At 57.5% G+C, this 23,034-nt stretch carries 18 protein-coding genes and 2 pseudogenes; 12 read left to right on the forward strand and 8 right to left on the reverse strand.

Translation table 11 applies throughout. From position 1 onward, the window contains the following. Window positions 1-111: 111 nt before the first annotated feature. On the forward strand, window positions 112-2,475 hold the full coding sequence (locus JOE33_RS14005; RefSeq protein ID WP_010430151.1) for an FdhF/YdeP family oxidoreductase: 2,364 nt from the start codon (window positions 112-114) through the stop codon (window positions 2,473-2,475). Window positions 2,476-3,224: 749 nt separating this feature from the next. Here JOE33_RS14005 and JOE33_RS14010 read toward each other — a convergent pair. Both JOE33_RS14010 and JOE33_RS14015 read right to left on the reverse strand, forming a co-directional pair. Then, a complete protein-coding gene (locus JOE33_RS14010) occupies window positions 3,225-4,112 on the reverse strand; it encodes a lysophospholipid acyltransferase (RefSeq protein ID WP_010428520.1) in 888 nt (295 codons plus the stop codon). A gap of 38 nt (window positions 4,113-4,150) precedes the next feature. After that, window positions 4,151-4,702, reverse strand: a complete 552-nt coding sequence (locus tag JOE33_RS14015) for a DNA-3-methyladenine glycosylase I (RefSeq protein ID WP_003401445.1) — start codon at window positions 4,700-4,702, stop codon at window positions 4,151-4,153. 80 nt (window positions 4,703-4,782) lie between these two features. Here JOE33_RS14015 and glyQ point away from each other — a divergent pair, with 80 nt between their 5' ends. The 5 genes from glyQ (at window position 4,783) to JOE33_RS14040 (ending at window position 10,019) form a co-directional block, all read left to right on the forward strand. Further along, window positions 4,783-5,730: a glycine--tRNA ligase subunit alpha gene (glyQ, locus tag JOE33_RS14020; RefSeq protein ID WP_002551326.1), complete on the forward strand. Its 948-nt coding sequence runs from the start codon at window positions 4,783-4,785 to the stop codon at window positions 5,728-5,730. Beyond that, the gene (glyS, locus tag JOE33_RS14025; protein ID WP_010428518.1) at window positions 5,727-7,781 is read left to right on the forward strand and encodes a glycine--tRNA ligase subunit beta; all 2,055 of its coding nucleotides are present in this window, start codon (window positions 5,727-5,729) and stop codon (window positions 7,779-7,781) included. The genes glyQ and glyS overlap by 4 nt, the downstream gene beginning before the upstream one ends. Before the next feature lie 6 nt (window positions 7,782-7,787). Beyond that, on the forward strand, window positions 7,788-8,336 hold the full coding sequence (gene gmhB / locus JOE33_RS14030; RefSeq protein WP_162091522.1) for a D-glycero-beta-D-manno-heptose 1,7-bisphosphate 7-phosphatase: 549 nt from the start codon (window positions 7,788-7,790) through the stop codon (window positions 8,334-8,336). 65 nt (window positions 8,337-8,401) lie between these two features. Beyond that, a complete protein-coding gene (locus JOE33_RS14035; protein WP_003315938.1) occupies window positions 8,402-9,172 on the forward strand; it encodes a lysophospholipid acyltransferase family protein in 771 nt (256 codons plus the stop codon). Window positions 9,173-9,533: 361 nt separating this feature from the next. Continuing rightward, a complete protein-coding gene (locus JOE33_RS14040) occupies window positions 9,534-10,019 on the forward strand; it encodes an SHOCT domain-containing protein (RefSeq protein ID WP_010428505.1) in 486 nt (161 codons plus the stop codon). Window positions 10,020-10,280: 261 nt separating this feature from the next. Here JOE33_RS14040 and JOE33_RS14045 read toward each other — a convergent pair. Next, window positions 10,281-10,421, reverse strand: a pseudogene (locus JOE33_RS14045) (D-amino-acid oxidase); the annotation flags it as partial. A 328-nt stretch (window positions 10,422-10,749) separates the two neighbouring features. Between JOE33_RS14045 and JOE33_RS14050 the strand changes: the two are divergent. Beyond that, complete coding sequence (locus JOE33_RS14050; protein ID WP_187625347.1) at window positions 10,750-11,022, forward strand: hypothetical protein; 273 nt, start codon at window positions 10,750-10,752, stop codon at window positions 11,020-11,022. Between the two features lie 510 nt (window positions 11,023-11,532). Here JOE33_RS14050 and JOE33_RS14055 read toward each other — a convergent pair. The 5 genes and pseudogenes from JOE33_RS14055 to dnaA form a co-directional block, all read right to left on the reverse strand. Next, window positions 11,533-11,802: pseudogene (locus JOE33_RS14055) on the reverse strand (integrase core domain-containing protein); the annotation flags it as partial. Window positions 11,803-11,945: 143 nt separating this feature from the next. Beyond that, window positions 11,946-14,363: a DNA topoisomerase (ATP-hydrolyzing) subunit B gene (gene gyrB, locus JOE33_RS14060; RefSeq protein ID WP_003340175.1), complete on the reverse strand. Its 2,418-nt coding sequence runs from the start codon at window positions 14,361-14,363 to the stop codon at window positions 11,946-11,948. Between the two features lie 4 nt (window positions 14,364-14,367). Then, window positions 14,368-15,471, reverse strand: a complete 1,104-nt coding sequence (gene recF, locus JOE33_RS14065; protein ID WP_010428493.1) for a DNA replication/repair protein RecF — start codon at window positions 15,469-15,471, stop codon at window positions 14,368-14,370. A gap of 22 nt (window positions 15,472-15,493) precedes the next feature. Then, complete coding sequence (gene dnaN / locus JOE33_RS14070) at window positions 15,494-16,597, reverse strand: DNA polymerase III subunit beta (protein WP_003421522.1); 1,104 nt, start codon at window positions 16,595-16,597, stop codon at window positions 15,494-15,496. A 38-nt stretch (window positions 16,598-16,635) separates the two neighbouring features. Continuing rightward, a complete protein-coding gene (dnaA, locus tag JOE33_RS14075) occupies window positions 16,636-18,171 on the reverse strand; it encodes a chromosomal replication initiator protein DnaA (RefSeq protein WP_010428490.1) in 1,536 nt (511 codons plus the stop codon). 584 nt (window positions 18,172-18,755) lie between these two features. On the opposite strand from dnaA, the gene rpmH reads away from it, so the two are divergent. The 5 genes from rpmH to mnmE all read left to right on the forward strand — a co-directional run bounded on the left by rpmH (window position 18,756) and on the right by mnmE (window position 22,689). Continuing rightward, window positions 18,756-18,890 carry a 50S ribosomal protein L34 gene (gene rpmH / locus JOE33_RS14080; protein ID WP_002551315.1) on the forward strand — a complete coding sequence of 45 codons (135 nt, stop codon included), beginning with the start codon at window positions 18,756-18,758 and terminating at the stop codon, window positions 18,888-18,890. A 16-nt stretch (window positions 18,891-18,906) separates the two neighbouring features. Continuing rightward, complete coding sequence (gene rnpA / locus JOE33_RS14085; RefSeq protein WP_002551314.1) at window positions 18,907-19,308, forward strand: ribonuclease P protein component; 402 nt, start codon at window positions 18,907-18,909, stop codon at window positions 19,306-19,308. Beyond that, window positions 19,301-19,546, forward strand: coding sequence for a membrane protein insertion efficiency factor YidD (yidD, locus tag JOE33_RS14090; protein WP_002551313.1), 246 nt, complete (start codon window positions 19,301-19,303; stop codon window positions 19,544-19,546). Before rnpA ends, yidD begins: the two co-directional genes overlap by 8 nt. A gap of 2 nt (window positions 19,547-19,548) precedes the next feature. Further along, window positions 19,549-21,240: a membrane protein insertase YidC gene (gene yidC, locus JOE33_RS14095; RefSeq protein WP_003315945.1), complete on the forward strand. Its 1,692-nt coding sequence runs from the start codon at window positions 19,549-19,551 to the stop codon at window positions 21,238-21,240. Between the two features lie 78 nt (window positions 21,241-21,318). After that, on the forward strand, window positions 21,319-22,689 hold the full coding sequence (mnmE, locus tag JOE33_RS14100) for a tRNA uridine-5-carboxymethylaminomethyl(34) synthesis GTPase MnmE (protein ID WP_032611250.1): 1,371 nt from the start codon (window positions 21,319-21,321) through the stop codon (window positions 22,687-22,689). The last annotated feature ends 345 nt before the right edge of the window (window positions 22,690-23,034 follow it).

The following is a 23,034-nucleotide window of genomic DNA, read 5'->3' on the forward strand; positions in this document are numbered from 1 at the left end:
ACGCGCCCTGTCGGCAACGCTCGTCGACTCGGGCGAATTCTCTCTGGGCCCGTGTATCTCAGACACACGAGCTTCATGCCTTCACGGGCTTTATGAGAGAGAACACACCCCATGTCTGAATCGGAAAATTCCCGGACCCCGCTTCAAGGATCACAGACCGACGGCACGCCGGCGGGTGGCTGGCCCGCGCTCACTGCGGTCAACAAGCACCTGTTGCACCAGCATGTGCTGATCAAGGGTAACCGCACGCTGATGTCCATGAACAAGCCTGGCGGCTTCGACTGCCCCAGCTGCTCCTGGCCGGACCCGAAGAAGCCGCACACCTTTGAATACTGCGAGAACGGTGCCAAGGCACTGGCCTGGGAATCGACCAAGAAACGCGTGACCCCTGAGTTCTTCGCCCGGCATACGGTCAGCGAACTGGCGACCTGGAGCGATCACCAGCTGGAAGCCGAAGGCCGTATCACCGAGCCGATGCGCTACGACGCAGCCAGTGACAAATACCTGCCCGTCACCTGGGACGAGGCGTTCGCCGAGATCGGCGAAGAGCTGCGCGGCCTGAGCGACCCGTGGAAGCTGGAGCTGTACACCTCCGGGCGCACGTCGAACGAAGCCGCATTTCTGTATCAGCTGTTCGGTCGCCTGTACGGCATGGCCAACTTCCCTGACTGCTCGAACATGTGCCATGAGACCACCACCGCAGCGCTGCCCGAGTCGATCGGGGTCGGCAAAGGCACCACGACGCTGGAAGATTTCGAGAACGCCGACGCGATTTTCATCATCGGCCAGAACCCCGGGACCAACAGCCCGCGCATGATGTCAGAGCTGCACGCCGCCGCGCGCCGGGGCGCGAGCATCATCTCGTTCAACCCGCTGCGGGAAAGGGCGCTGGTACGTTTTGCGGCGCCGCAGGATCCGCGCGACATGCTCAGTCTGCATGGGGTGGAAATCAGCTCCCAGTACCATCAAGTCAGGATCGGCGGCGACATGATCGCCCTGCAAGGTGTTTGCAAGGCCGTGATCGAAGCCGATGACGTGGCGCAGCGTGAAAACCTGCCGCGCGTCCTCGATGTGGCGTTCATTGAAGAACACACCCATGGCTTTGAGCAGTACGCCGATTATTGCCGACAGTTGCCCTGGGACATCATCGAGCGCCATTCGGGTCTGACGCGTCAGGCCCTCGAAGAGGTGGCGGCGGTCTACAAGCGTTCAAAAGGGGTCATCTGCTGCTGGGGGATGGGCATCACGCAGCACAAGCGTGGCGGCGACGCCATGCAGCAGATCATCAACCTGCTGCTGTTGCGCGGCAACATCGGCAAGCTCGGTGCGGGGGCTTGCCCGGTACGTGGACACTCCAACGTACAGGGCGACAGGACGATGGGCATCTATGAAAAGGCCGGCGAACCGTTTCTGGCCAGCATGAGCAAGGTGTTCGGTTTCGAGGCATCCAGAAAGAAAGGTCACGCCGTCGCCGAGACCTGCGAAGCCCTGTTGCGTGGCGAGGTGGAAGCGCTCATCTCAATGGGTGGCAATTTCTTCCGCGCCATTCCGGACACCGATGTGATCTGCCCGACCGTCAGCCGCTTGAAAATGACTGTGCTGGTCAATACCAAGCTCAACCGCAGCGCGACAGTCCATGGACAGAAGGCCTTCCTGCTGCCGTGCGTGGCGCGCTCGGAACGCGACCTGCAGAACGGTGTGGCGCAAACCATTACGGTGGAGGACTCGATGTCGATGGTGCACGGCTCGACCGGCATGCTCGAGCCTGCGTCGAAACATCTGATTTCCGAAATCGCCATCATCGCCGGTATTGCCAAAGCGACGCTTGCGCCCAATCCCAAGGTGGACTGGGACAGCTATGTGGGCGACTACGCCAGGATTCGCGACAAGATCGAAGAAGTGCTGCCCGAGCAGTTCTATGACTTCAATCAGCGCATCCTCGAACCCGGAGGTTTCCGTCTGCCTAACGCCGCCAGTGAGCGCAAATGGGACACCGAGTCGGGCAAGGCCAACTTTCTGTTTCCCGAAGGCATCTACGACGAAGACGACACGCCGCCGGGCGCCGAGCATTTGCAGTTGATGACGATCCGCAGCCATGACCAGTTCAACACCACGGTGTATTCCAACGATGACCGTTATCGGGACATCTTTGGCGATCGCATGGTGGTGATGCTCAACCCGCAGGACATCGAGCGCCTGGGGCTGAAGGCCGGGGACTACATCGAGTTTCAGACGGCGCTCGACCCGACCACGGCGCGGCGTGCGGCAGGCTTCAAGGTCATACCCTACGACGTGCCGCAGGGTTGCTGCGCAGCGTATTACCCGGAAACCAACGGCCTGCTGCCACTGGCCAACCGGGATAAACACGGCAACACCCCTGCGGCCAAATCCATCCCGGTGAACCTGGTGCGGATGAGTCCGGAAGGGACTCAGGTGGCGCTGGAGCGACGCGGATTGATTGCGGCGGCCAGTTGAGGGGTTACGACTTGCCCTTTCGTACCCGTGTCCAGCGTAAGGAAGACACTATCGTGCCCATGCTTCGCGTGGGCATGCCGTTCCGGACGCTCCGCGTCCTGTCCTGAGAGCGGTGGCGCGGCGCAGATTTGTGACGCAGAGCGTCACGCACGGCATTCCCACGCTGGAGCGTGAGGAACGATAGGTGTCTGGACTGGAGCGCAAGGAACGAGAAGTGACTGCAGCAACACCATCGTGCCCATGCTCCGCGTGGGCATGCCGTTCCGGACGCTCCGCGTCCTGTCCTGAGAACGGTGGCGCGGCGCAGATTTGTGACGCAGAGCGTCACGCACGGCATTCCCACGCTGGAGCGTGAGGAACGATAGGTCTCTGGACTGGAGCGCAAGGAACGAGAAGTGACTGCAGCAACACTATCGTGCCCATGCTCCGCGTGGGCATGCCGTTCCGGACGCTCCGCGTCCTGTCCTGAGAACGGTGGCGCGGCGCAGATTTGTGACGCAGAGCGTCACGCACGGCATTCCCACGCCGGAGCGTGAGGAACAATGGGTGTCTGGACTAGAGCGGGAGGAACGAGAAGTGACTGCAGGCACACTATCGTGCCCATGCTCCGCGTGGGCATGCCGTTCCGGACGCTCCGCGTCCTATCCTGAGAACGGTGGCCCGGCGCAGATCTTTGACGCGGAGCGTCACATGGCATTCCCACGCGGAGCGCGAGGAACGATAGGTGTCCGGGCCGCGTCCGGTCTTTCCTAATACCAGCGCGCTTCGCCTGGCGGGCGTTTCTTGAAGCGCTTCATGGTCCACATGTATTGGCTCGGGTACGCCCGCACGTATTTCTCGACCACTTTGCTCATCGCCGCTGCCGAGGTTTCGGTGTCGGTGCTGTACATCGCTTCGGGAGCCGCTTCGAGTACCACTTTGTAACCTGAGCCATCCGGCAGGCGCATGGCGTGCAGGAATACGCCGACTGCCTTGCCGCCTGCCAGCATGTTCGGCACGAACTTGCTGGTCAGCGCCTGGGTGCCGCAGAAGGGCACGAAGATGCCCGCTGATTCAGCCGGCTCCGGATCGGCCGGAATGCCCACCGAGCCGCCTTTGCGCACTTCCTTGATGACACTGAGAATGCCTTCCTTGGTCGACGCCGCAACGCGGTTGCCCAACTGCACACGCTGCTTGCGCAGCAGGTCGTCCACGGCTTTCAGCTTGGGTGGACGATAGAAAATGATCGGTTTGCACTGGCTGCAGTAGAAGTGATTGAGCACTTCCCAGTTGCCCAGGTGACTGGTAATGCCAACCACGCCCTTGCCGGACGCCAGCGCGTCCTTGAGCACATCGAGCCCTTCGACCTCACGCACCAGGTCGATCGATTTCTGTGCCGGCCAGATCCACGCGCAGGCGCTTTCGGTCAAGGTCTTGCCGATGTCCATCAGGCTGCGGCCGACGAGCTTTTCCAGTTCCGCCTCGCTCAACTCGGGGAAGCACTTGGACAGATTGATCCGCGCCACTTCCCGCGAACGGTTGGGCAGCTTCCACATCAGCCAGCCAATGGCAGTGCCTGCCCACTGCACCGCGCGCCACGGCAACAGCGCAAACAATCGCAACGCCCCGACCATTACGGCGCCTTTGAACTTATCCACAGATGACTCCCAGATTCTCGAGGCGGGTAGTGTAACCGTCAGCGGCTCAGGATCGCATACCGATCGCAATCGACAGTGTGGTCCATGACCATGCCGCTGGCCTGCATGTAGGCGTAACAGATGGTCGGGCCGACAAAGGTGAAACCGGCCTTTTTCAGTGCTTTGCTCATCGCTTCGGCCTCGGCGGTAATCGCCGGGACTTCGCTGCGATCCTTGAAGTGATTGATCTTCGGTGTACCGCCGACAAACGACCAGAGCAGAGCGACCGGGTCTTCCAGCGCCAGCCAGGCCCGCGCGTTGGTACGCACGGCCTTGAGCTTGAGGCGGTTGCGGATGATGCTCGGATCAAGCATCAGCGCCTCTATTTCGGCATCGCTCAGTTGCGCCAGGCGCTCGACGTCAAAGCCGTGCAGCACTTCGCGATAACGCGCCCGACGCTTGAGAATCGTGATCCACGACAGCCCGGCCTGGAACCCTTCGAGCAAAAGCAACTCGAAGAGCTTCTGCGCATCGCGCAGCGGCACTCCCCACTCCTGATCGTGATAAGCGATGTACAGGGGGTCTTCGTTGCACCAAAAGCAGCGTGTCATAGGGCTCCCAACGAGTGGACGTGCGGCCGAATCGGGTATACTCCCGCTCTTTGAATCGCAGCCCAGCACAGGTGAAATTTGTGAGCCAGCCTACGCCAGCCGTGCGTACCTTCCAAGACTTGATCCTCGCCCTCCAGCAATACTGGGCAGAACAAGGTTGCGTGGTACTTCAGCCCTACGATATGGAAGTAGGCGCCGGCACGTTCCACACTGCCACGTTTCTGCGCGCCGTAGGCCCGGAAACCTGGAACGCCGCTTACGTACAGCCAAGCCGTCGCCCGACTGACGGCCGCTACGGCGAAAACCCGAACCGCCTGCAGCACTATTACCAGTTTCAGGTGATTCTCAAGCCGAACCCGGACAACTTCCAGGAACTGTACCTGGGCTCGCTCAAGCACATCGGTCTCGATCCGCTGGTGCACGACGTGCGTTTCGTCGAAGACAACTGGGAATCGCCGACGCTGGGCGCCTGGGGTCTGGGCTGGGAGATCTGGCTCAACGGCATGGAAGTCTCGCAGTTCACCTACTTCCAGCAGGTCGGCGGCCTGGAGTGCTACCCGGTCACCGGCGAAATCACTTATGGCCTCGAGCGTCTGGCGATGTACCAGCAGGGCGTGGACTCGGTCTACGATCTGGTCTGGGCTGACGGCCCGTTCGGCAAAGTGACCTACGGCGACGTGTTCCACCAGAACGAGGTGGAGCAGTCGACCTACAACTTCGAACACGCCAACGTCGACAAGCTGTTCGAACTGTTCGACTTCTACGAAAGCGAAGCCGCACGCCTGATCGAGCTGGAGCTGCCATTGCCCGGCTACGAAATGGTCCTCAAGGCCTCGCACACCTTCAACCTGCTGGATGCCCGTCGCGCGATTTCCGTGACGGCGCGTCAGCAATACATCCTGCGCGTACGCACGCTGGCCCGTTCGGTGGCTCAGGCCTACCTGCAGGCCCGGGCCCGCCTCGGCTTCCCGATGGCGCCGCCCGATCTACGCGATGAAGTGTTGGCCAAGCTGGAGGCAGCGCAATGAGTGCTCAAGATTTTCTGGTCGAACTGGGCACCGAAGAACTGCCACCCAAGACCCTCGTCTCGCTGGCCGATGCGTTTCTCGCCGGTATTGAAAAAGGCCTCGCAGGCGCAGGTCTGACCTACAGCGCCAAACAGGTATACGCCGCACCGCGTCGTCTGGCAGTGCTGATTACCGCACTGGCCACGCAGCAACCGGATCGCAGCGTCAACCTCGACGGCCCACCGCGCCAGGCAGCGTTCGATGCCGACGGTAACCCGACTCAGGCCGCCCTGGGCTTCGCCAAGAAGTGCGGCGTCGACCTGAGCGAAATCGATCAGAGCGGCCCGAAACTGCGTTACAGCCAGACCATCCTCGGCAAGCCGACGACGTCCCTGTTGCCGACCATCGTCGAAGACTCGCTGAACGACCTGCCGATTGCCAAGCGCATGCGTTGGGGCGCTCGCAAGGAAGAGTTCGTGCGGCCGACCCAGTGGCTGGTGATGCTGTTCGGTGATCAGGTGGTGGACTGCACGATCCTCGCCCAGAGCGCGGGTCGCCATTCGCGCGGTCATCGCTTCCATCATCCTCAAGACGTACGCATTTCTTCGCCTGCCGCTTACCTCAGCGACCTGCGCGCCGCTCATGTACTGGCCGACTTCAACGAACGTCGTCAGATCATCAGCAAGCGCGTCGACGAGCTGGCCACCCAACAGGAAGGCACCGCCATCGTGCCGCCAAGCCTGCTGGACGAAGTGGCCGGTCTGGTCGAGTGGCCGGTTCCGCTGGTGTGCTCGTTCGAAGAGCGCTTCCTGGAAGTCCCTCAGGAAGCTTTGATTACCACCATGCAGGACAACCAGAAATACTTCTGCCTGCTGGATGTCGACGGCAAGCTGCTGCCGCGCTTCATCACCGTGGCCAACATCGAGAGCAAGGACCCGGCGCAGATCATCGCCGGTAACGAGAAGGTGGTTCGTCCACGCCTGACCGACGCCGAGTTCTTCTTCAAGCAGGACAAGAAACAGAAGCTGGAAACTTTCAACGATCGCCTGAAGAACGTCGTGTTCCAGGCTCAGTTGGGCAGCGTGTTCGACAAGGCCGAGCGCGTGTCGAAACTGGCCGCTTACATCGCACCTCGCATCGGAGGAGACGCCAAGCGTTCTGCACGTGCCGGCCTGCTGTCCAAGTGCGACCTGTCGAGCGAGATGGTCGGCGAGTTTCCGGAAATGCAGGGCATTGCCGGTTATTACTATGCCAAGGCCGACGGCGAGCCTGACGATGTCGCACTGGCGCTCAACGAGCAGTACATGCCACGTGGCGCGGGTGCCGAACTGCCGACCACGCTGACCGGTGCTGCGGTGGCCATCGCTGACAAGCTCGACACGCTGGTCGGGATCTTCGGCATCGGCATGCTGCCCACCGGCAGCAAGGACCCCTATGCACTGCGTCGTGCAGCACTGGGCATCCTGCGCATCCTGATCGAGAAAAAGCTCGACCTGAACCTGATCGAAACGGTGAAATTCGCTGTCACGCAGTTCGGCGCGAAGATCAAGCCAGCCGGTCTGGCGGAACAGGTCCTCGACTTCATCTTTGATCGTTTGCGTGCGCGCTATGAAGACGAAGGCGTCGACGTGGCGGTGTACCTGTCGGTACGTGCTCTGCAACCGGCTTCGGCGCTGGATTTCGATCAGCGCGTCCAGGCGGTACAGGCCTTCCGCAAACTGCCACAGGCCGCTGCACTGGCCGCAGTGAACAAGCGTGTCTCGAACCTGCTGAGCAAGGCCGAGGGCAGCATTGCCCAGACCGTCGAGCCCAAGTATTTCGACAACGCCAACGAGTTCTCGCTGTACTCGGCCATCCAGCAGGCCGATCACGCGATCCAGCCGATGGCTGCCGAGCGTCAGTACAGCGAATCGCTGGCGCGTCTGGCAATGTTGCGTGAGCCGGTCGATGCGTTCTTCGAGGCAGTGATGGTTAACGCGGAAGACGCCAATGTGCGTGCCAACCGTTATGCCCTGTTGTCGCGTTTGCGCGGTCTGTTCCTCGGCGTCGCCGATATCTCGCTGCTGGGCTGACAAGGAATCGCTGTGAAACTGCTGATACTCGATCGGGATGGCGTGATCAATCATGACTCCGACGCTTACATAAAGTCGGTGGCGGAGTGGCTGCCCATTCCTGGCTCGATCGAAGCTATCGCAGCGCTGAGCAAGGCCGGCTGGACGGTGGCCGTCGCCACCAACCAGTCGGGCATTGCCCGAGGTTATTATGATCTGGCCACTCTGGACGCCATGCACGTGCGCTTGCGCAAGCTGGTGGCGGAGCAGGGCGGCGAGGTCGGTTTGATCGTCTATTGCCCGCATGGGCCAGACGATGGCTGTAACTGCCGCAAGCCCAGACCCGGCATGCTGCAGGCCATCGCCCGTCATTACGCAGCAGACCTCAAAGGTCTCTGGTTCGTGGGCGACAGCAAAGGTGACCTGCAAGCCGCATTGGCCGTCGATTCCCAGCCGGTGCTGGTAATGACCGGCAAAGGCCGCAAGACGATGGAAGGCGGAGTACCGGCAGGCACATTGATTTTTGACGATCTGGCGGCAGTTGCCGCAGAACTTATCCACAACAGCGCTCACTGAACAGTCGGCTCTTCAGGTTCAGAACGCTCAAGGAGCGGGCACCTGCCCGTACGGTAAACGTAACTATGTCGATCATGCAGGCAATCAGGACCTTCTTCTTTTACCTGTTGCTGGGCACCAGCTCGCTGTTGTGGTGCACGTTGAGTTTTTTCATTGCGCCTTTTCTGCCGTTCAAAGCCCGCTATCGCTTCATCAACGTCTACTGGTGCCGCTGCGCCATCTGGCTGACCAAGGTGTTTCTGAACATCAAGGTTGAAGTGACTGGCGCCGAGAACGTACCGAAAACCCCCTGCGTGATCATCTCCAACCATCAGAGCACCTGGGAGACCTTCTTTCTGTCGGCGTATTTCGAGCCCATGAGTCAGGTCCTAAAACGTGAACTGCTGTACGTGCCATTCTTTGGCTGGGCAATGGCAATGCTGCGCCCGATCGCCATCGACCGCGAAAACCCGAAAGCCGCACTCAGGGAGATTGCCAAGAAGGGCGATGAGCTGCTCAAGGATGGCGTCTGGGTATTGATCTTCCCGGAGGGCACACGCGTGCCTTACGGCCAGGTCGGCAAATTCTCTCGCGGTGGTACTGCACTGGCAGTGAACGCTGATCTGCCTGTGCTGCCTGTCGCGCACAACGCAGGCAAGTACTGGCCTCGCGACGGCTGGGCGAAAAAACCAGGCACCATTCAAGTGGTGATTGGCGAGCCGATGTATGCAGAAGGCACAGGCCCACGCGCCATTGCTGCGTTGAATGACCGTGTGCAGACCTGGAATGAAGACACACAACGCGCGATGGGTTCGCCTGTCGAGCCTGCAGCAACCCCCGAAAAAGTCCCGGCGTGATTTTGTGGATAACCTGTGTACGGTTTTTCCGAAATCGCTGAAAAAGACTGCTTAACCTGTTAATTCATATACATATTTTTTCAGGCTATAAAAACCGGAAAAACGTGCATAAGTTTTAGTGATGTATCAAAAACCGACCTGCAAAGGGTCGGTTTTTTATTGGGTGGGCTAACAACCCCAGGCGAAGCCGATTTCAGATAGGCCAACGTACCGCTCCAATATTTCTGAAAGGGCAGCAGGGGCACATGTCCCGTTCGATCTGGCTGCAACGTTCCCTAAAATCCTCGCGCTTGGACCACTCTTACTGCTGCCATAACGCCTACCTTCAGGTAATCTTGCATTTTTGTAATGGAGTACGGCGATGAGCAATTTACCTTTTACAGCCAAAGGGTCTAACGGCGAGATTACATTCACCGGATCTGAGGTTCTAATTCGCCGCACAGGATTGTTGGGTGGACTGCGACAATTCTCAGGCATGGGCAAAGGTAACAAAGATATTCCAATATCAGCTATTTCAGCTATTCGCCTGGAGCCCGCCTCACTGCTTAATAAAGCTTTCTTCCAAGTAATCCACGCTGGTGATTTGGCTTTTCGCGGCGGTTCAACGAATATTGCAAACGATGACAATTCCGTTTTCTTCGGCAAGGGCAGCAACGCGGATTTTGAGCAGATCAAGAAAATGATTCTGGAGGCAGTAGCAGCTTCGCACCAGCCAGCCAAGACCTCGTCGGCTTCTACAGAGGACATCCCTGCAATGTTGAAAAAACTCTCAGACTTAAAGGACCAAGGCGTCCTGACCGAAGATGAGTTTCTGATAAAGAAAGCAGATCTGCTTTCACGGATGTAGACCGTAATGATGATAGGGTAGTGGACACCTGATTCCGGACACAACGTTAAATTTCTTCTCAGACTGAGCGGTTGCCTGGTCCGTTATTGAAAGGGGTCGCCTGATCAATTGATGTGTCAACTAGTCACTGATGTTCCAAAACTGTGGTGTTCCACGTGGAACACCATTCGTAAGTTTTCTCCGCTCCAATGCGCGCACAGTTATTTCGGTGACCACGCCGATGTAAGCACGGCAGTCACTGTGGATCGCTCCTCGTTTCAATCAAAAATCTGCCACCTTACCCCAGGCTGAACCGTGGAAACGGTCTGGATGATAAGGTTTAGGGTCGACGATAGGGGCGACACTACTGACAATGTCAGCGATCAGATGACCTGCTCCTGGTCCAATACCGAAAACATGGCCTCGCAGTTGCCGTTTCGAACATCCTAATGAGGCGCTTCTTTACGCAAGGTGAGTTTCTAGACACGCATCTCGGCTGAGCTTCACGACCGCTTTACCTTCAAAGAACAGCAGGAATGCGTCTCAGGCTTCTCAATGGGCGAAGACGCCTGGGATCTTGAATGCCGCGACTGACTGTGGATCCTATTTAATCTGGCGCCGCTTCACGGTATACATTGTCACCAACTGCCTACGCCTCGCCGAAAAGGATCCCACGTGGAGCAGATGAAGGTTGAAGATAATGTCGTCTCACCCTCCCAGTTCATGCGTCAGATCCGATGTGAACGGTATCGTGGCCACCGACCGTGGATACACCAAGATCTTTTTTGTGACATCGAGAGCTGCGCGTGCGAAAGATCGTGCCCGCGTAGAAGATGAGCTGAGCCGTTTATACGGTGTCCAGGTAACCATTCATGACCGAGCGTGGATCATCAATGAGGTTATCGATAAAGACCGCCTGGACCTCGCGGTCAACTATTTGAAAATCGGTGACGAAACGGACGATCTAGCTCCAGGCCCATCAGACTATTCCCGTAAGCAGCAGCTTGCAGATATTGAGCGATAGCTTGAGGATCCTTCTGCATTAGTTGGGATGAAAATGCAGCGCGCGTCGGAGGCACTTTTGGCAGCAACTCTGGCGCGAGTGCTGGAGTTGCCGCGAACGGATGTGGATGGCAGATTTCTTCGTGCTGTCCGGCTGGCGGACGACGGGGGGACGTACCGACAGCAGCTCACCGCATGTTACGAATCTCTCTGGACTGCGTTCTGGTGGTTTGATGACCTCAAGGCGATTCTCGATGGGTATGAGGGGTTCGAGACTCGGGTCATCGATGATGAGAGTGCGATAAACCTCGAGATGCTCTGCAACCTCTTGCAGCTCCTGTTCGATATGGTCATCCACCGTCATCGCACGCCGGAAGAGGTAAGACTTGAACCTCGGATAGCCCGACTGTCCTCTCGTCTTGCCGAAATGGCGAGCGATAGCAGCCGCCCGAACAACGCCCTTGAGGCAAGGACCTCTCTGCTCACGATCCAGCTCAACGAAGCTTTTATCTTTGGAGAGCCAGAACAGGTTTCATCGCTGTGGCCACAGTCCACCATTAAATTGGTGCGGTCGAATCCAGTTGTACCGGTGCATCAAAAAATGGCTGATATCCCGCTGAGCTTGTTGGACCGTCGTGTAGCCCATGGTCGGTATCCACTCGGTTTTCAGGCTCCTGAACACCCGCTCCATCGGCGCATTATCCCAACAATTTCCTCGCCGGCTCATGCTCTGACGCATGCGATATCGCCAAAGGCGCTGGCGAAAACTCCGGCATCCATATTGCAAGCCTTGGTCGGAGTGGAGTAGGGCGTTGCGAAAGGGGAAAACCTAGGCAAAAAAAAGCCCGCGAAGCGGGCTTGATGATGATCGGCGGAGACCAGAACTGGACCCGGCCGGTCAACTATTTGTGAAACCGTGCAGCTATTCTGTGAACCTACAATGAATCAGAAGTCCAGGTTAGACACTGCCAACGCATTGCTCTCGATGAAGTCACGACGTGGCTCGACCGCATCACCCATGAGGGTGTTGAAGATCTGGTCAGCGCCGATGGCGTCTTCGATGGTGACCTTCAGCATACGACGCACACTCGGGTCCATGGTGGTTTCCCACAGCTGGTCCGGGTTCATTTCACCCAGACCTTTGTAGCGCTGGATGGTGTGGCGTTTGGTGCTTTCGGCCATCAGCCAGGCGAGGGCTTCCTTGAACTCGTTGACGGGCTTTTTGCGCTCGCCACGTTGCACGTAGGCACCTTCTTCCAGAAGCGTGCTGATCTGCGCGCCTAGAGCGGTAACGGTCTTGTAGTCGTTGCTGCCGAAGAAGTCGCGGTTGAAGGTGACGTAGTTCGACAGGCCGTGGGAGATCAGTTCGACCTCTGGCAGCCAGACGTTGCGTTCACGGTCTTCACGCAGACTGGCCTTGTAGACCAGACCCGACTTCTCGCCGGTGCGCAGACGCGCGTCGAACAGTGCCAGCCAGGCTTGCATGCCCTCGTGATCAGACAGCTGCTCAAGCGTGATCGGCGGCAGATAGACGAAGTGCTCGGTCAACTCCTGTGGGTACAGACGCGACAGGCGCTTGAGCGTCTTCATGACCATGCGGAAGTCATTGACCAGCTTCTCCAGCGCGGTACCGGAGATACCCGGTGCCGATTCGCTGAGGTGCAGGCTGGCGTCCTCAAGAGCCGATTGGGTCATGTATTCTTCCATGGCCTCGTCGTCCTTGATGTACTGCTCCTGCTTGCCTTTCTTGACCTTGTACAGCGGCGGCTGAGCGATGTAGATGTAGCCACGCTCGATCAGCTCGGGCAACTGACGGAAGAAGAAGGTCAGCAGCAGGGTACGGATGTGTGAGCCGTCGACGTCAGCATCGGTCATGATGATGATGTTGTGATAACGCAACTTGTCGATGTTGTACTCTTCACGGCCGATACCGCAGCCCAACGCAGTGATCAAGGTGCCCACTTCCTGCGAAGAGATCATCTTGTCGAAACGCGCTTTTTCAACGTTCAGGATCTTGCCCTTGAGCGGCAGGATGGCCTGGGTTCTACGGTTACGCCCCTGCTTGGCTGATCCGCCAGCAGAGTCCCCTTCCACCAGGTACAGTTCGGAGAGGGCAGGGTCCTTCTCCTGGCAGTCCGCCAGTTTGCCCGGCAGGCCAGCGATATCCAGCGCGCCTTTACGACGTGTCATCTCACGCGCCTTGCGCGCAGCTTCACGGGCACGGGCAGCGTCGATCATCTTGCCGACAACCGCTTTGGCTTCGTTCGGGTTTTCCAACAAGAAGTCGGAGAAGTACTTGCCCATTTCCTGTTCGACAGCCGTTTTGACTTCGGACGAAACCAGCTTGTCCTTGGTCTGCGAGCTGAACTTCGGATCAGGCACCTTGACCGAAATGATCGCAGTCAGACCTTCACGTGCATCATCGCCGGTGGTCGCGACCTTGTGCTTCTTGGCCAGACCTTCCTGCTCGATGTAGTTGTTCAGGTTACGCGTGAGCGCAGAACGGAAACCCACCAGGTGAGTACCGCCATCCCGCTGCGGGATGTTGTTGGTGAAGCACAGCAGGTTCTCGTTGAAGCTGTCGTTCCACTGCAGAGCAATTTCGACACCGATACCGTCATCACGCTGAATGTTGAAGTGGAACACTTCGTTGACCGGCGTCTTGTTGGTGTTCAGGTATTCAACGAATGCACGCAGACCGCCTTCGTATTTGAACAACTCTTCCTTACCACTGCGCTCGTCCTTGAGGACAATGCCGACACCGGAGTTCAGGAAGGACAGTTCACGAATCCGCTTGGCCAGGATGTCCCAGCTGAAATGGATGTTCTTGAACGTTTCAGCGGAAGGCTTGAAGTGGATCTGAGTGCCTGTGCTGTCACTTTCACCGACAATCTTCATCGGTTCCTGTGGAACACCATGGACGTAGGTCTGTTCCCAGATCTTGCCGCTACGACGAACCGTCAGCAGCAAAAGCTCTGAAAGGGCGTTAACCACGGAAACACCTACACCGTGCAAACCGCCGGATACTTTGTAGGAGTTGTCATCGAACTTACCGCCAGCGTGCAGCACAGTCATGATGACCTCGGCTGCCGATACGCCTTCTTCTTTATGCACGTCTACCGGAATACCGCGGCCGTTGTCGCGCACGGTGATAGATTCGTCTGGATGGATGATGATGCTGATGTCGTCGCAATGGCCTGCCAATGCTTCGTCGATCGAGTTATCAACCACCTCGAACACCATGTGGTGCAGACCGCTGCCATCGTCTGTATCACCGATGTACATTCCGGGACGCTTGCGTACGGCATCAAGTCCTTTCAGCACCTTAATGCTGGACGAGTCGTACGTTTGGTTTTCGCTCATGCAATCACTCCCGATGGTCGTGGGTCTGGGTGATACGGCCTTGTTCCACGTGGAACAAAGCAACTGGCGTTTCCGTCTGCCAGCCTTCCCTCAAAAATTCTTGATCTACACAGGTGATAAACACCTGGCAGCGTAATTCTTCCAGCAAGCGGCAAAGCGCGCGTCGATGGTTGTCATCCAGTTCGGAGGGCAAATCATCTACCAGGTAAATACACTGGCCTCGACGGACCTGGCTGACCAGATGCCCCTGAGCAATACGCAATGCACAGACCACAAGCTTTTGCTGACCTCGAGACAGAATATCTGCCGCATTGTGCGCGCCTAATCTAAGGCGCAGATCAGCTCGTTGTGGTCCGGCCTGGGTGTGGCCCATTTGCTGATCGCGGTGGAGGGAAGAGGCAAGCACTGTACTTAGCTCTTTTTCCTTGTCCCACCCTCGGTAGTAGCTCAGGGTCAAACCTTCAAGCTCAACAAGTTCGCTCAAAGTCTGTTCAAAGACTGGCTTCAATGCCTTGATATAAGCCCGGCGAAACTCGTCGATCTCATCACTTGCCAGGCACAGCTCACGGTCCCATGCCGCCTGTGAAGCGGCGTCAAGTGTACCATGCCGAAGCCACGAGTTTCGCTGCTTGAGGGCCTTCTGCAGGCGCTGCCACGTCGCCATAAAGCGAGGTTCCACGTGGAACACTCCCCAATCCAGAAATTGCCTGCGTATCTTCGGCGCGCCTTCGAGCAATCTGAAGCTGTCAGGGTTAATGAGCTGCAGCGGCAAAATTTCTGCAAGCTGTGCGGCGCTTCTGGCGTTCTGCCCATCGATACGAATCTGGAACTCACCTTGGCGGTCGCGTGAAACACCCAGATTGCTGTGTCCACCTTGCGCAAGATCGACCTGACCGAAGACGGTACATGACGGCTGCTCGTACTGAATGACTGGCAGCAGGCGACTGCTGCGAAACGAACGGGCGATGCCCAGCAGATGGATAGCTTCCAGCACGCTGGTTTTGCCACTGCCGTTTGCGCCGTAGAGGATATTGATACGCGGGGAGGGGGAGAGGGTCACCGGGTGAAGATTGCGCACCCCGGTGACCGAGACGCGACTAAGAGACATCTAGGTTGCGCTGGACATGAAGTTACAGACGCATCGGCATAACAACGTAGGCGGAGTCGTCGTTATCGGACTCTTGCACCAGGGCGCTGCTGTTGGAGTCGGACAGAATCAGGCGAACCTGCTCGGTCGTCATGACGCCAAGCACGTCGAGCAGGTAGCTCACGTTGAAACCGATCTCCAGCGAGTCACCGTTGTACTCGACGCTGATTTCTTCTTCAGCCTCTTCCTGCTCAGGGTTGTTGGCCTGAATCTTCAATTGACCGCTGGCCAGTTGCAGACGGATGCCGCGGTACTTCTCGTTGGAAAGAATCGCCGTACGGCTGAACGCCTCACGCAGTGCCTGACGATCACCGAGCACCAGCTTGTCACCACCTTTAGGCAGCACACGCTCGTAGTCAGGGAACTTGCCATCGACCAGTTTGGAGGTGAAGGTGAACTCACCAGTGGTCGCACGGATGTGGTGCTGCCCCAGAACAATGCTGACAGTACCGTCCTGCTCGGTCAGCAGGCGTGCCATTTCAAGAATACCTTTGCGTGGAACGATCACCTGATGGCGATCGGCATGTTCGATATCGGCAGACATCGAGCACATGGCCAGGCGGTGACCGTCGGTAGCCACCGCACGCAAGATACCGGCACTCACTTCCAGCAGCATGCCGTTGAGGTAGTAGCGAACATCCTGCTGAGCCATCGCAAAGCTGGTGCGCTCGATCAAGCGGCGCAGTTTGCTCTGCACCAGAGTGAACGTCAGCGAGCCCGGGCCTTCTTCGACGGTCGGGAAGTCATTGGCAGGCAGGGTAGACAGGGTGAACCGGCTACGACCGGCCTTGACGATCAGTTTCGAGTCGTCAAGCTTGATGTCGATCAGCGCGTCGTTGGACAGGCTCTTGCAAATGTCCATGAGCTTGCGCGCAGGAACCGTGATTTCTCCAGGTTCGGCGGGCTCTTCCAGCTGGACGCGGCCAACCAGTTCGACTTCCAGATCCGTACCGGTCAGCGACAGTTGCTGACCTTCGACGACCAGGAGCACATTGGAAAGAACCGGCAAGGTCTGGCGGCGTTCGACGACGCCGGCGACCAATTGCAGGGGTTTCAACAGGGCTTCGCGTTGAATGGTGAAATGCATGGTCTAGTCCCTTGCCTTGATGAGCTGCATTGGCGTTATCACGTAGTCAGAGTGCGCAGCAGGTTCTTGTAGTCCTCGCGGATATCCGCATCGGATTCCTTGAGCTCGTTGATCTTTCGGCACGCGTGCAAGACAGTCGTGTGGTCACGACCACCAAACACGTCACCGATTTCCGGAAGACTGTGGTTGGTGAGTTCCTTGGAGAGCGCCATCGCGACCTGCCGAGGCCGGGCGACAGAGCGGGAACGACGCTTGGACAGCAGATCGGAGATCTTGATCTTGTAGTACTCGGCGACAGTGCGCTGAATGTTATCCACACTCACCAGCTTGTCCTGCAACGCCAGCAAGTCCTTCAGCGACTCGCGAATCAGCTCGATGGTGATGTCACGGCCCATGAAGTGCGAGTGAGCGATGACGCGCTTAAGCGCGCCTTCGAGCTCACGAACGTTGGAGCGAATTCGCTGGGCAATAAAGAACGCTGCGTCATGAGGCAAATCGACCTTGGCCTGATCTGCCTTTTTCATGAGGATCGCCACGCGGGTTTCCAGCTCCGGAGGCTCGACGGCAACCGTCAGGCCCCAGCCGAAACGCGACTTGAGTCGTTCTTCAAGGCCTTCGATTTCCTTGGGATAGCGATCGCTGGTCAGAATGACCTGCTGTCCGCCTTCCAGCAGCGCGTTGAACGTGTGGAAAAATTCTTCCTGCGAGCGTTCCTTACGAGCAAAAAACTGGATGTCATCGATCAGCAGCGCATCGACAGAGCGGTAAAAGCGCTTGAACTCGTTGATTGCGTTGAGCTGCAAGGCCTTGACCATATCGGCAACGAAGCGCTCCGAATGCAGGTACACGACCTTGGCGTTCGGATTCTTCTTCAGCAGGTGGTTACCCACAGCATGCATCAAGTGCGTTTTACCAAGACCGACACCGCCATAAAGGAAGAGCGGGTTATAGCCATGCTTGGGATTGTCGGCAACCTGCCAGGCCGCAGCGCGTGCCAGCTGGTTGGACTTACCCTCGACGAAATTCTCGAAAGTGAACGTACGGTTCAGGTAACTGGTGTGCTTGAGCGCGCCTTCTACCTGCACGGTGCGCTGTTCTGCGCGAGCAGGCGCCTGTTGCGAACTGGCACCCGCCATTGGATCGAAGCTGTCACGTGACGGCTCATCGTGAGCTGCAACATTCTGAACCGGTGCCGGCGTCGCTACGGCAGCGGCTGGTGCGGCCGTGGCAGGAGCGGGCGCCGAGACACTGCTGACCGAATTGGCAGACAGCGCCTGGGAGGCTGCAGCAGCCAATGGTGCATTCGGAGCGGCACGAGGTGCGGAGCTGCGCTTGCTTCCTATTAATAAGGAAAGAGCAGGGGCCATGCCCTGACCATGCTCGCCCAGAAGCTCGAGCAAACGACCGAGGTATTTTTCGTTGACCCAATCGAGAACAAAACGATTCGGTGCGTAAACACGCAACTCGTCGCCTTCGGCTTCGACCTGTAGCGGACGGATCCAAGTGTTGAATTGCTGGGCAGGCAGCTCATCGCGCAAAAGCTCCACGCACTGCTGCCAAAGTTCCACTGACACGGATATCCCCTGAGTTGAAAGCCGGTGAGGCAAAAACAGCCGACATTGTAACGACCCGGAGGCGACTTATCCACATGTAGGTTGCTCACAGACAGCTATAAATCAACGATTTATGCATGAACCACACGACAAACGGTCGACACGTAAGCTCTGTGGATAACCCATCTTCAGCCCATTGCATAAGTCAGGCTTGAACTCTGTGCATAACTCGCCTGTGGATAAAACAGCATTCCATGCACAGCTTTTCCGAGGGTCCGGCACAGGCAGGGCACTGCTTCTCGACAATGTTTCTTACCTCTGTACACACCGAATAATAAGGGCTGTGTAATGTTATCCACAGAAATCCGCTACGTAAGAGTTATAAGCTTTATAAAGAAGCTTTAAATACTCTCTTCTTTTTATTTCTATAACCGGAGCGGGTCAGCGTAGCGGTGAACGAGAGGAAGAGGGCATTCAGCTATAAAAAGACGCCTATGAAGAAAAGCTGGTTGGAAATTGACCTGCGGGCCTGCTTTCTCTAGAATCCCCGGTCTCTTAAAACGGGGGCCATTCCGGCCCGTAGTGGACGAACCAGGTAACACGCCATGAAACGTACTTTCCAACCCAGCACTATCAAGCGCGCCCGCACCCACGGTTTCCGTGCACGCATGGCCACCAAAAACGGCCGCGCAGTTCTTTCGCGTCGTCGTGCCAAAGGCCGTAAGCGTCTGGCAGTTTGATAAATCGGCACAGGAGGTGAGTCGAGACTTCAGTCGGGAAAAGCGTTTGCTTACTCCCCGGCATTTCAAGGCAGTCTTTGACTCCCCTACCGGCAAGGTTCCGGGGAAAAATCTCCTGCTCCTTGCGCGCAACAACGACCTCGATCATCCCCGTCTGGGGCTTGTGATAGGTAAAAAGAGCGTGAAGCTCTCCGTCGAGCGCAATCGTTTGAAACGCCTGATGCGCGAATCATTTCGCCAACACCAAGACAGTTTGGTCGGTTGGGATATCGTTATCGTCGCGCGTAAAGGTTTGGGTGACGTAGAAAACCCTGAACTGATTCAGCATTTCGGCAAGCTCTGGAAACGTCTGGCGCGTAGCCGACCCATTCCGGAAGAAAAATCCGAACCTGCAGGGGTAGACAGTCCAGATGCGTAAACTGGCACTCGTTCCGATCCAGTTCTATCGCTATGCCATTAGCCCGCTGATGGCCAGTCACTGTCGTTTCTACCCCAGTTGCTCCTGCTACGCGTATGAAGCCATCGAGAATCATGGCCTTTTGCGCGGTGGCTGGCTGTCAATTCGTCGTCTTGGTCGCTGTCACCCATGGAATCCCGGTGGTTATGACCCGGTTCCAGCTGTCCCCACCTCCCGTTCTTCTTCGATGGCCGAGTAATCATGGATATTAAACGCACGATCCTGATCGTCGCCCTGGCAATCGTGACCTACGTCGGGGTTCTGAAATGGAACCAAGACTATGGCCAGGCTGCCATGCCGACCCAGAATGTTGCAGCCAGCACCACCGCACCGGGTATTCCGGATACGGCCGCTGGTACTAATGGTTCTGCAAGTGCCGATGTTCCAAGCGCAAACGCTACGGCCAATACGGCTGCAGCCCCCCTTGAAACTCCGGCCGTAGCCAGCAAAGACCTTATCCACGTCAAGACCGATGTGCTCGATCTGGCGATCGATCCGGTGGGTGGCGACGTCGTTCAGCTTCGTTTGCCTCTGTACCCGCGTCGTCAGGATCGTCCTGACGTTCCGTTCCAGTTGTTCGACAACGGTGGCGAGCGTACTTTTCTGGCACAAAGCGGCCTGACCGGGACCAATGGTCCTGATGCACGCGCTGCCGGTCGTCCGGTTTACACCTCCACACAAAAGACTTATCAACTGGCTGACGGCCAGGACACGATGGTCGTGGATCTGAAATTCTCGGAAAACGGCGTCAATTACATCAAGCGCTTCACTTTCAAGCGCGGTCTGTACGATCTGGTCATGACTTACGTTGTGGATAACCAGAGCGCACAACCCTGGTCCGGTAATCTGTTCGCACAATTGAAGCGCGATGCCAGCTCCGATCCTTCTTCGACGACTGCTACCGGCACCGCCACCTACCTGGGCGCCGCCCTGTGGACTGCGGCCGAGCCGTACAAGAAGGTGTCGATGAAAGATATCGACAAGGGTCAGGTCAAGGAAACTGTGCAGGGCGGTTGGGTTGCATGGTTGCAGCACTACTTCGTGACTGCGTGGATTCCGGATCACAACGCGACCAACGCTGTTCAGACCCGCAAAGACAGCCAGGGCAACTACATCATCGGCTTCACCAGCCCGACTTTGTCGGTTGCACCCGGTGCGCAAGGTGAAACCAGCGCTACCCTGTATGCAGGTCCGAAAAGCCAGGCGGTACTCAAGGAGTTATCCCCAGGTCTGGAGCTGACCGTCGATTATGGTTTCCTGTGGTTCATTGCCCAGCCTATCTTCTGGCTGCTGCAACATATCCACGCCATCCTCGGCAACTGGGGCTGGTCGATCATTGTTCTGACCATGCTGATCAAAGGCCTGTTCTTCCCGCTCTCCGCAGCCAGCTACAAGTCGATGGCACGCATGCGCGCCGTGGCTCCGAAGCTTGCATTGCTGAAAGAGCAGCATGGCGATGATCGTCAGAAGATGTCCCAGGCAATGATGGAGCTGTACAAGAAAGAGAAGATCAACCCGCTGGGTGGATGCTTGCCGATTCTTGTACAGATGCCGGTTTTCCTTTCGCTGTACTGGGTACTCCTGGAAAGCGTGGAAATGCGTCAGGCACCTTGGATCCTGTGGATAACCGACCTGTCGATCAAGGACCCGTTCTTTATCCTGCCGATCATCATGGGCGCGACCATGTTCATTCAGCAGCGTCTGAACCCGACCCCGCCGGACCCGATGCAGGCCAAGGTCATGAAAATGATGCCGATCATTTTCACGTTCTTCTTCCTGTGGTTCCCTGCCGGTCTGGTTCTGTACTGGGTTGTGAACAACACCCTGTCGATCGCTCAGCAGGCTTACATCACTCGCAAGATCGAAGCGGCTACCAAGAAAGCAGCCGCCTGATCTAACCTGTGAATAAGTTCTACAAGACGCCCCCTAGTGGGGCGTTTTGCTATCCGTCATTTGTCCGGGAGCCGGAGCATGAACGTTCCTCGTGAAACCATTGCTGCCATCGCCACAGCCCAAGGGCGTGGCGGTGTCGGTATCGTCCGGGTGTCAGGTCCTCTGGCGAGCAAGGCCGCCGAAGCCATTATCGGTCGCACCCTCAAGCCGCGATTTGCCCATTACGGACCTTTTGTCGACGATGCCGGACAAGTACTCGATGAAGGCATCGCGCTGTATTTCCCGGGGCCCAACTCGTTCACCGGCGAGGACGTACTGGAACTTCAAGGCCACGGCGGTCCCATCGTTCTGGACATGCTGCTGCAGCGCTGCCTGCAATTGGGCAGCCGACTGGCTCGTCCGGGCGAGTTCAGCGAACGTGCGTTCCTCAATGACAAGCTCGATCTCGCCCAGGCTGAAGCCATTGCCGACCTGATCGAGGCGAGTTCTGCACAGGCTGCGCGTAATGCTCTTCGATCGTTGCAGGGCGCTTTTTCCCGGCGTGTGGATAACCTGACCGAGAAATTGATCAGCCTGCGCATTTACGTAGAGGCGGCAATCGACTTTCCTGAAGAGGAAATCGACTTCCTTGCCGATGGCCATGTGCTGAGCATGCTCGATGACGTGCGTGCCGAGTTATCCACAGTGCTGCGTGAAGCCGGGCAGGGTGCCTTGTTACGCGACGGCATGACCGTTGTGATTGCCGGACGTCCCAATGCGGGCAAATCCAGTCTGCTGAACGCTCTGGCGGGCAGGGAGGCGGCAATTGTCACCGAGATCGCCGGCACAACCCGCGATGTATTGCGTGAACATATCCACATAGATGGAATGCCCTTGCACGTCGTGGACACAGCAGGGCTGCGGGATACTCAGGACCAGGTGGAAATGATCGGCGTGCAGCGCGCGCTCAAGGCCATCGGCGAAGCTGACCGGATTCTGTTGGTGGTGGATGCGACCGCACCGGAGGCAGCGGACCCGTTTGCACTTTGGCCCGAATTCCTCGAGCAGCGCCCGGACCCGTCGAAAGTCACGCTGATACGCAACAAGGCAGATCTGAGTGGAGACCGCGTCGATCTGCAAACCAGCGTGGATGGTCACGTCACCATCAGCCTGAGTGCCAGGTCTGGTGGCGAAGGGCTTGAACTGCTGCGCGAGCATCTCAAGGCCTGTATGGGCTACGAACAAACCTCTGAAAGCAGCTTCAGCGCGCGTCGACGCCATCTTGAGGCGCTGCGCCATGCCAGTGACTCGCTGGAACACGGCAGGGCTCAACTCACCCTGGCGGGCGCTGGAGAGCTGCTGGCCGAAGACCTGCGTCAGGCCCAGCAAGCGCTTGGCGAGATTACCGGCGCGTTCAGTTCCGACGACCTGCTTGGCAGAATCTTCTCCAGCTTCTGCATCGGTAAGTGACAATCCCATACTAAATACCCGGCATGACCCAGCCCTGGGTCATGCCTTCGAGCATCACCAGACGCCTGTTTTCAGCGGCAGCGTTGTCCACATACTCCGCCATTTCCTCTTTAGACCGCGCCTCGACACCTGAATCTGACGAGCAGACATGCCCGATGGTGGGATTTTCTGTGCCTTATCTTTGATGAAGAACCGTTTTTTGTGGATTAAGCCCTGTGAATAACTGCCCTTTAGCTCGGTGGGTAAGCAGGGTGCAAACCTGAAGATAAATCCTCCTGTGGAAAAGTGGCTATCTTATCAACAGGCTCAGGACGGTTATCCAACCCCCTCATCCCCACATGAACA

Origin of the sequence: Pseudomonas sp. PvP027 (assembly GCF_017833005.1) — a bacterium.
Classification (GTDB): Bacteria; Pseudomonadota; Gammaproteobacteria; order Pseudomonadales; family Pseudomonadaceae; genus Aquipseudomonas; species Aquipseudomonas congelans.

Excerpts from the sequence above, each read along its gene's own strand:
- JOE33_RS14005 (WP_010430151.1), top strand. The coding sequence starts at position 112 with ATGTCTGAATCGGAAAATTCCCGGACCCCGCTTCAAGGATCACAGACC.
- JOE33_RS14015 (WP_003401445.1), bottom strand. The coding sequence starts at position 4,702 with ATGACACGCTGCTTTTGGTGCAACGAAGACCCCCTGTACATCGCTTAT.
- glyS (WP_010428518.1), top strand. The coding sequence starts at position 5,727 with ATGAGTGCTCAAGATTTTCTGGTCGAACTGGGCACCGAAGAACTGCCA.
- JOE33_RS14035 (WP_003315938.1), top strand. The coding sequence starts at position 8,402 with ATGTCGATCATGCAGGCAATCAGGACCTTCTTCTTTTACCTGTTGCTG.
- JOE33_RS14040 (WP_010428505.1), top strand. The coding sequence starts at position 9,534 with ATGAGCAATTTACCTTTTACAGCCAAAGGGTCTAACGGCGAGATTACA.
- gyrB (WP_003340175.1), bottom strand. The coding sequence starts at position 14,363 with ATGAGCGAAAACCAAACGTACGACTCGTCCAGCATTAAGGTGCTGAAA.
- recF (WP_010428493.1), bottom strand. The coding sequence starts at position 15,471 with ATGTCTCTTAGTCGCGTCTCGGTCACCGGGGTGCGCAATCTTCACCCG.
- dnaN (WP_003421522.1), bottom strand. The coding sequence starts at position 16,597 with ATGCATTTCACCATTCAACGCGAAGCCCTGTTGAAACCCCTGCAATTG.
- rpmH (WP_002551315.1), top strand. The coding sequence starts at position 18,756 with ATGAAACGTACTTTCCAACCCAGCACTATCAAGCGCGCCCGCACCCAC.
- yidD (WP_002551313.1), top strand. The coding sequence starts at position 19,301 with ATGCGTAAACTGGCACTCGTTCCGATCCAGTTCTATCGCTATGCCATT.
- yidC (WP_003315945.1), top strand. The coding sequence starts at position 19,549 with ATGGATATTAAACGCACGATCCTGATCGTCGCCCTGGCAATCGTGACC.
- mnmE (WP_032611250.1), top strand. The coding sequence starts at position 21,319 with ATGAACGTTCCTCGTGAAACCATTGCTGCCATCGCCACAGCCCAAGGG.